Source organism: Daejeonella sp., assembly GCF_037719425.1.
Classification (GTDB): domain Bacteria; phylum Bacteroidota; class Bacteroidia; order Sphingobacteriales; family Sphingobacteriaceae; genus Daejeonella.
In genome coordinates this window covers 1,888-10,775 of record NZ_JBBJNI010000108.1, presented here as the reverse complement: position 1 = coordinate 10,775, position 8,888 = coordinate 1,888, and the positions used below count along the sequence as shown (strand labels likewise).

The 8,888-nt window shown below is 43.2% G+C and carries 6 protein-coding genes; 5 read left to right on the top strand and 1 reads right to left on the bottom strand.

Annotation, left to right across the window (positions count from 1 at the left end):
* The 3 genes from WKF69_RS13740 to WKF69_RS13730 all read left to right on the top strand — a co-directional run.
* The coding region (locus tag WKF69_RS13740) for a hypothetical protein (RefSeq protein WP_340382646.1) at positions 1–1,180 on the top strand (1,180 nt) is incomplete at its 5' end.
* 61 nt (positions 1,181–1,241) lie between these two features.
* A complete protein-coding gene (locus WKF69_RS13735) occupies positions 1,242–2,888 on the top strand; it encodes a sulfatase (RefSeq protein WP_340382645.1) in 1,647 nt (548 codons plus the stop codon).
* A complete protein-coding gene (locus tag WKF69_RS13730; protein ID WP_340382644.1) occupies positions 2,889–4,739 on the top strand; it encodes a beta-L-arabinofuranosidase domain-containing protein in 1,851 nt (616 codons plus the stop codon).
* A 60-nt stretch (positions 4,740–4,799) separates the two neighbouring features.
* Here WKF69_RS13730 and WKF69_RS13725 read toward each other — a convergent pair whose 3' ends face one another.
* Positions 4,800–6,350: a hypothetical protein gene (locus WKF69_RS13725; RefSeq protein WP_340382643.1), complete on the bottom strand. Its 1,551-nt coding sequence runs from the start codon at positions 6,348–6,350 to the stop codon at positions 4,800–4,802.
* Between the two features lie 179 nt (positions 6,351–6,529).
* Between WKF69_RS13725 and rbsK the strand changes: the two genes are divergently transcribed.
* Together rbsK and WKF69_RS13715 are read left to right on the top strand one after the other, a co-directional pair.
* Positions 6,530–7,471, top strand: coding sequence for a ribokinase (gene rbsK, locus WKF69_RS13720; protein ID WP_340382642.1), 942 nt, complete (start codon positions 6,530–6,532; stop codon positions 7,469–7,471).
* Positions 7,472–7,547: 76 nt separating this feature from the next.
* Positions 7,548–8,888 (top strand): ADP-ribosylglycohydrolase family protein (locus WKF69_RS13715; protein ID WP_340382641.1); only part of this gene is annotated, 1,341 nt, incomplete at its 3' end.

Sequence of the window (8,888 nt, the reverse complement as noted above, 5' to 3'; positions counted from 1 at the left end):
CCCGGGAGACATAGTACGATTCAAAAGAGGTTCGAGCTTTACGATACCATTCTTTGTTAATTATTCCGGGATTGCAGGCAGTGAAATTACGATTACGGATTATGGAAATGCTGCGGATCCGGCACCAAAATTCACGAATCCTGTATTTGCTCAGGATAATTTCGGCAACTGTATAAGAATAAACGGTGATTATGTAATCGTCGAAAATCTTTACTTCCATAATACCAAAGCTTTTGTAAATGGGTCATATACATCAGACGGCGGTTGGATTGTGTGGGAAATGGGTGCGGTTCACATATCCCGCGGCTCTGATAATTGTACGGTTAGAAACAATGAGTTTTTCGACTGTGTAGCCGGAATCAGAAGTAATGGAAAATATGCCTTGATTTCCTATAATTATATCCATGACTGTAACCGGGCATTAAAAGGCGACCCTACCTGGAACTGGGGTCCTCTTGGTATTTGGATCGGAGCGGATTTTCAGACAGTTAGTAATAATACAATTATAAATATGATGGTGACAGATCCCGATCCGACACATTTTTATAACGGTGTTGGCGGCGGTGCGTTTGAGATTGATGATGGACGCTATAATAAGTATAATATTACCCTTACACATAACTTTACCCGGGGTAACTGTGGTTTTCTGGAAACAGTATTCGATGATGTTGTCGCGAATCCGCTATATAAAGACTGGAAAATAAAGTTTAATGTGAGTGATGATTATCAGGCTTTCGTTAAGCTAAGGTTTGCAAAAAATTGTAGTGTTGATAACAACACCATTTTACGACGTAAAATTAATGCTAATGAACTTGGAGTTTTTCTCCTTAAAGGTACTGCGACGGGGAATTCATTTCGAAATAATATTATTATGACAAAATATGATGTTAAAGTTTTTAACGTCGTCGGAGGCGGCGCTCCCGGAAGCTTTATTAAGAATAACCATTATTATGCTGTGGGAAACCTGGTTATGGGTGGGGAAGGACCTGGTGTTGAACCTACGTATGGCGATGCTAAGTTTGTAAATATTGCAGGTCTAAATGCAACAGATTTCAGTATTTTGTCTACCAGCCCCGCTAAGAATACCGGGCGTGATTTGGGATATTTATTTGATCATGTAGGATATCCGATCCCATATGGAGCTTTGCCTGATCGGGGAGCTTTTGAATATCATCCCTAATAGAATTTTAGCGGGATAATTAGGATGGCCGATACTACATACTAACAGTGAAAATATGAACATGGTAAAATTGGTCTTATCCTTTCTAATATTTGGATTGAGTATAAGCGCCTTTGGGCAAACAGCTTTTAAGAAGGCAGTTCTTCCCCGGAACTCACAATCCGCGGCCGGGCAAAGAGAGAAGATGAATGTTATTTTTTTCCTGGTAGATGATTTGGGATGGAGTGATATTGGTGTAAACGGCAGCAGCTTTTATGAAACTCCCAATATTGACCGGTTTGCAAAGGAAGGAGTTCGTTTTACACAGGCATATTCAACCTGTCACGTATGTTCCCCAAGCAGGGCTAGTATCATGACAGGAAAGTACCCCGCACGCCTTAATCTTACTGACTGGCTTACGGGACGTCAGGATTTCCCCTTCCAGAAGCTGAAGAATGTGGTTATCAATCAGCATCTGCCCTTTAAGGAGAATACCCTGCCAGAAGTACTGGTAGAGAATGGATACCAAACGGCGATTTTTGGAAAGTGGCATCTGGGTGAAGAAGAATCCTCGCCTCTGAAACATGGATTTAAAGAAAGGCTCCTTACGGATTGGAACAAGGGTTGGCCTAATAAAGGTTTTTTTGCTCCATACGACATGGCCGGTTTGGAGGGGGGGGCGGAAGGAGAATATCTTACAGACCGCCTGACAAGTGAAGCCATCCGCTATATAGAGAAAAATAAAGATGCTCCCTTTTTTCTTTACCTCTCTCATTTTGCTGTGCATGACCCAATTCAGGGGCGACCCGATCTGGTAAAAAAATATACTGAAAAATTAAGCCGGATCAAGCGCCCAGGCGGCGAACGTTTCATCCTGGAAGGCAATCCTGATACTCCTGAACCCTTTACAAGGGAGCAGTTGAATAAGTTCCTCAGTCAGGAAGGCTATGAAGGTTTTGGTAATTTACCCAATAGGACCGTTAAGATCAAGCAACACCAGGATAACGTGGAATTTGCAGCAATGGTAGAAAGTGTCGATGAAAGCATGGGGCATGTCCTGGCGAAACTGAAAGAGCTCAACCTTGACGAAAAAACCATTGTGATCTTCGTTTCTGATAACGGTGGGATGGCAGCGGCAAATATGGGGAAACCAACGAACGTAGTTTCTGCAGGGAGTCTCGATTCGAAATTCTCAACCTCCAACCTTCCACTGAGAGGTGCCAAAGGATGGTTCTATGAAGGCGGTATTCGTGTGCCTTTGATTGTGAAATGGCCGCAATTCGGTCAGCATGGTGCAGTCAGTAACGTTCCTGTAATCGGCACCGATTTTTACCCCACCATATTAGAAATGCTTGGTTTACCTCAGAAACCTGAGCAGCATGTCGATGGGGCGAGCCTCGTTCCGCTGCTTAAGGGTGAAAGTACCATTCGCAGAAAGGCGTTGTACTGGCACTTCCCGCATTACAGCAATCATGGTCAGCAAAGCCCCGGTGGTGCTATAAGAAGCGGAGATTATAAATTGCTGGAATATTATGAAGGCAATACCGTGCAGCTGTTTAATCTGAAAAAAGATATAGGGGAACAGCACGACCTGGCAAAGTCAGAGCCGGGAAAGGTTCGGGAACTCAGGAATCTGCTGCATGCATGGAAGAAGTCCGTGTCTGCCCGGGAAATGACCCCTAACCCGGAGTATATTCCGTCGACAGTATTTAAATCACATAGACCCTGAATGATGAATAAACTATTTTTGTATGCACCGTTTTTAGGGACATTTTTAATCAGCCAGTTTTCGGTTGGCCAGATACCTTCTGCCCGCCAGGAAAAGAAAGAAATAAAAAATAAGTGGCAGGCTCTTGAAACACTCGATGAAAGTGGATTTCTGGGTGAAAGAGTTGATCTCTGGCGCGATAAACGCCTATGGTTTGTAGGAACTTCAGATTTCTTACTTAAAGGTTTTGAGAATCGTCCGGGGGAACATCTCTGGCAGGGAGAACATGCAGGAAAATGGATCCATGCAGCGACTCTTGCCTATGAAAGCACGCGGGATCCGAAGCTGAAAAAGCTGTTAGATGCAACCGTGGCCCGCTTGCTCGCCACACAGTTACCCAATGGATATATGGGCACCTATAAGCTGGAACAGCGCTTTTACAACACACCCGCCGATTCAGTGGGATGGGATGTATGGACAGACCGGTATAATCTCTACGGTTTACTTGCTTATGAAAAATATAATCCAAGCGTAAAGATCGTGGATGCCTGTAAAAGAGAAGCGGATCTGTTAATCAGCGTTTATGGTAAAGGAAAGGCGGATATTACAAAATACGGCACCCGGAAAGGAATTTCCGCAACTACACTGCTGGAATCGATCGTAATGCTTTTTGAAAGAACAAAGGATAAAAAATATCTCGACTTCGCCGAGGAGATCGTCGCCAGAAGTGAAAGCAACGCCGGTTTGAACTTAATGGGTGCAATGCTTAAGAACGAAAGTGTGGTTGAGCCCGGGGATGGCAAGGCCTATCAGCTGATGGCAAACCTATTGGGCTACCTCCGATTGTATCAAAATACGGGTAATGAAAAGTACCTGCAAACAGTGTTGAGTGGGTGGCAGCAGATCCAGAAAAGTCACGTTCTGAGTACGGGAGGACCGTGGACCAGAAAAATGGGATACAATGGCAATAAAGAATGCTTTGCGCATACCGAGGCCTTCAATCCCGGCGAGATAGTTGTTGAAAACTGCGTTACAGTTACCTGGATACAATTAAATCTGCATTTGTTGGAGCTCACCGGTTTGGCGAAGTATTTCGCAGAAGCGGAAAAGACACTGTTCAATCATTTTATGGGCGGGCAGCATTCGGATGGAATAGATTGGTGTTACTATACTAAGCCAAATGAAACATCGCCTCCATATGTTCCGATTATGCATTGCTGTGCCTCCAGCGGGCCCAGAGGATTAGAAATGTTCTCAGACCATTTGGTTGGGCGAAATGGAAATGTTCTGTCAATAAACAATTTTACCCCGTCAACTATTGCCTTATCCGGCCAGTTTGGAGGCGGAAAGCTGAAAATTGAAAGCAATTTCCCTTTCAGCTCTTCGGCGAAAATTCTTTTTGAAATGGGTCTGGCAAAAACCTTCCCGGTTGAATTCAGATTGCCAGATGGAAGTACGTTAAAGCAGGTTAGTCTGAACGGAAAAAAAATAAATACAACATTAAACGTCAGGGGGTATTATCAGGTCAGCAGCCGCTTGGCCAAAGGTGATCAGCTTTCTATCGATATGGATTACAAACTCCAAATGCATGTTCAGGAGGGAGAAAAGGGGAAAAAATGGGTGGCATTTTCTTACGGACCGGTTGCTTTAGCCCAAAAGATTTCAGAAAAGCCATCTGTGGAACCTTTCAGTAATTTCAAACCTGGCGTAGATCAACCAGGGAAAATATTGAAACGAATTTCAATACCTGTTATGCAGGATGGCAGATCCCTTGTTTTTAAAATCCAGGATTCAGACATAACCCTTATACCTTATTACCAGGCCGGTTCCAGGACATCCGGGCCGCGAACATATTTTGAGACCGCACAATAGCGGCTCAACAGTATCACATTTTTTGGGACGACATTCTAATACCGGGAATATGAATGTTTTCTAATTACCAGCCTCAATGGGCTCCAGTGTTGTTATCTTGTACTTTTCTTTGAGCAGAACTGAGAATGATTTTTTGCAGAGCTTAGCCTCGATCCAGGAGCTGAAATCAAATATTTTAAGGATCTGGATCTCATATTTATCTGACTTGATATCTTCAAAGGCCGTTTTGAATTTTTTCCACAAGGCAAGCTTTCCCCGACTTCCGGAGGATGAAGCGGATTGCTGTATGAATTTTAAAATGATCTTCTCCAGCAAGTATGTTTTGGTCTGACTGGTGCTCAGGCTGCGTTTTATCGATCTTGTCTCATACTCTATGTAATCATGGTTGCCAAGCTCGTTGTGCACCAGTAAATGTATGAGACGAAACGTCCGGTAGACAGGGAGGGCGTAGTAGAGTTTGCTTTCCAATAGAATCCGGTTCAAATAGTAATGTGCCTTTGAGATATTGTTGCTCCCTATATAAATCAAAGCCGTATAGAGATATACTTCAGCTTGCTTGCTTAGGTCGAGCAAATGGATCTTTTTGAAAAGCTTCTCTTCGAACTCCTTTTTTAACAGTTCAGTTTCTTCCGTTTCACCTCTGTCTAAATGTCTTGCTACTTTATAAATAAATATCACGCGCTGAATCATTACACCAATGTATGCAGACTGATTTTCAAGACGCTGTAATTTTTCCAGAAAATAATGCATCTCATCATACCGCCCGATCGTTTGCAGGCTGTCCAGTATACCCTCGATCGTAGAAAGATAATCGACCGGGGAATCTATCCACAGATAGTTATTTTCTTCAAACAATTCATCCAGTTCATAAAAGGTTTTCAGAGCTGACCGGTAATCATTTACGGTGATAAAATAGTGAGCCTGAAATAACAAATGAGTTTTATAACTTTCAAACGTCTCTGCCAGGGGATTGGAAATGATGTTGAGCTCACTCACTACGAGGTCGTTCAGCTCTTCCTTTTGTTTTTGTGTCCGCACACTGCCTTTATATAACAACCGGTGACGGAGTAATTCATACAAAGAGGTATGCTGGTGGATATTACGTGCATATTTCAGGATCTCTTGTATCTTCATTTGCTTCTGTATTAGCTCCGATTCCGTGATCGTATGAAAATTCAGGTTACACAGATAATATAATTCCAGCCTTGCGGCCCACAACTGAATGATATATTGTTCATATTGCTCAGCAGAGGCCTGGACTTTTTGAAGCTGTTTAAATCCTTCTTCATATAGGGATTTCTCAAACATTATGTTGGCCTTCAAAACGGCCGAAACCAGCCTCGAGCTTTTATCCTGATCGGTCCTTAAGTGAAGCATACAATCTGTAAGAACTTTATACAAATATTTACTTGTCGTCTCGTAGGACGCATCCGGTTTTTTTTTGGCGAAACTAGCCCGGGTCTCATCCTCGTCCGTACTTTTCTGCAACAAATCGTAGAGGACTAAATAATCCTTTTGTCCCTTCTGCAGAGAGGTATAGAGTTTGAAATATCGTTTTTCGCCTTTGGATAGAGCGGCAATTAACAATATTAGAGTATTTGTTTTTGCCATTTAAGTTAGGGTTATCCGATTTGCTTAGATTCGAAAAAACTTTTTGAAGTTTTCCGATAATTAAATATAATAAATTCGGTTAATAATTATATTTAGGATTATCTATTTCTTGTGTGAACTGGTATCACTTCATTATAACGTAAATATATTTTTACATGCTAAAGCAAAGGAAGTTAATTATGGAAGCTAAGCCAGCAATTGTAATTGTCGGAAGTTCAAATACAGATATGGTAATCAAGGCAGAACACCTGCCGGGCGCCGGAGAAACAATTTTGGGCGGAGTGTTTTTCATGAATCCCGGAGGCAAGGGCGCTAACCAGGCAGTTGCTGCGGCAAGGCTGGGAGGCAACATCACTTTCATCTGTAAGACCGGCAATGACATATTTGGGCGGCAGTCGGTGCAATTGTTTGAAGACGAGGGTATTAAGACATCTTACTTGCTATCTGATCCTAAAAATCCTTCCGGTGTGGCCTTAATTACCGTTGACAAAGATGCAGAGAACTGTATTGTAGTAGCATCGGGAGCTAACGCTACATTGAGCCCCGCTGATATCCATAAGGCAAAGGAAGCCATTGAAGGGTCGATGATTGTACTGATGCAGCTTGAAATCCCTTTAAATACTGTAGAATACGTGGCTTCGACCGCGGCGGCAAAGGGGGTGAAGGTGGTGTTGAATCCGGCTCCAGCCTGCGAACTGTCAGATGAGCTCTTACGCAATGTTTCGGTCATCACACCAAATAAGAAAGAGGCCGAAATGATTTCAGGTATGACCGTTAACAACATCGATGATGCCAAGGAGGCTGCTCAAATAATTAAGAATAAAGGGGTAGAAACGGTTATCCTGACTCTTGGTCCCAAAGGTGCCCTGGTGTTGGATAAGGGCGAATTTACCCATATCAATGCAGTAAAGGTCGAGGCAGTCGATACAACCGCTGCAGGAGACGTTTTTAACGGTGCATTGGTGGTCGCCCTGGCCGAAAACAAAAGCATTGTAGAGGCAACTATTTTTGCTTGCCGGGCCGCAGCAATATCCGTCACCAGGCTGGGGGCACAATCATCAGCGCCATTTCGGAGTGAAACAGATTCGTTAGCGGATGTTGAGGCTGTGATCGAGAAGTAAGTTCGGATTTCCTCCCGGCAATCTTAAACTATCACAAGCAATGTCTGACAAATAAACAATCCATTATAACCACCGTATGAAAAAATATATTCTCTATAGCATAGCAGTACTTTGTCTGTGCAGTTATACACCTTCTGAAACTGAAAATAATTCGTTTGTTAAGCCAGCATCTATTACACTGTCAATTGATAAGTTACGGGATAAAATAAAAGGAGGCTGGGCCGGCCAAACGATCGGCGTAACTTATGGAGGACCCTACGAATTCAAGTTTAATGGGACGTTTATCCAGGAGTACCAGCCCCTTGTATGGTACGATGGATACTTAAAAAAGACCATGACGGAAATTCCTGGTTTATACGACGATCTTTATATGGACCTCACTTTTGTTGAGGTGTTTGAACGGTTGGGCCTCGATGCACCAGTCGATTCCTTTGCAAACGGATTTGCAAATGCGGGGTATAAGCTCTGGCACGCCAATCAGGCTGCACGCTATAATATATTGCATGGGATGAAAGCTCCAGAGTCGGGACACTGGCGTAACAATCCTCATGCTGATGACATTGACTATCAGATTGAAGCGGATTACGCGGGCCTGATGAGTCCGGCCATGCCCAATACGGCCTCTGAGATCAGTGACAAAATAGGGCATATTATGAACTATGGAGATGGCTGGTACGGCGGTGTTTATATGGGAGCAATGTATTCCCTGGCATTTACCTCAGATAATGTCCATTTTGTGGTTAATGAAGGTTTACAAACCATACCTCAGCAAAGCAAGTTCTATAAATGCATGGCTGATGTGATCCGCTGGCATAAGAAATATCCTAACGACTGGCATCAAACATGGCTGGAGCTTCAGAAGAAATGGTCTGATGATCTAACTTGTCCGGTTGGTGTGTATAATGCTTTTAATATAGATGCGACCATTAATGCCGCATATGTTGTCCTTGGATTATTATACGGGGACGGAGATTACACCAAAACCCTAGATATTGCAACGCGGGCAGGACAGGATGCTGATTGCAATCCTTCGTCCGCCGGAGGGATATTAGGGACCATCCTTGGCTATAACAAGATACCTCCACATTGGAAGATGGGCCTCAAAGAGGCTGAGAATATAAAATTTGCTTACACCTCGCTTTCTCTGAACGGAGTATATGAGGTTGGTTTAAAACACGCGCTCGAAAACATAAAAAAACAGGGTGGAAGTGTTACTTCCACACACGTTACGATACCTGTCCAGGCTCCCAAAGCTGTTAGATTTGAAGAGAGCTTTCCGAATATGTATCCTAAGGAAAAACTGGAGCTGGATTGGGATAACACCAAAGAACTTTCATTTGATTTTGTGGGCACAGGATTTATCCTGACGGATTCCCGTAAAAAGAATAACGAGCCATTCGATCATACGTTCGTGGCC

Excerpts from the sequence above, each read along its gene's own strand:
- WKF69_RS13735 (WP_340382645.1), top strand. The coding sequence starts at position 1,242 with ATGGTAAAATTGGTCTTATCCTTTCTAATATTTGGATTGAGTATAAGC.
- WKF69_RS13725 (WP_340382643.1), bottom strand. The coding sequence starts at position 6,350 with ATGGCAAAAACAAATACTCTAATATTGTTAATTGCCGCTCTATCCAAA.
- rbsK (WP_340382642.1), top strand. The coding sequence starts at position 6,530 with ATGGAAGCTAAGCCAGCAATTGTAATTGTCGGAAGTTCAAATACAGAT.
- WKF69_RS13730 (WP_340382644.1), top strand. The coding sequence starts at position 2,889 with ATGATGAATAAACTATTTTTGTATGCACCGTTTTTAGGGACATTTTTA.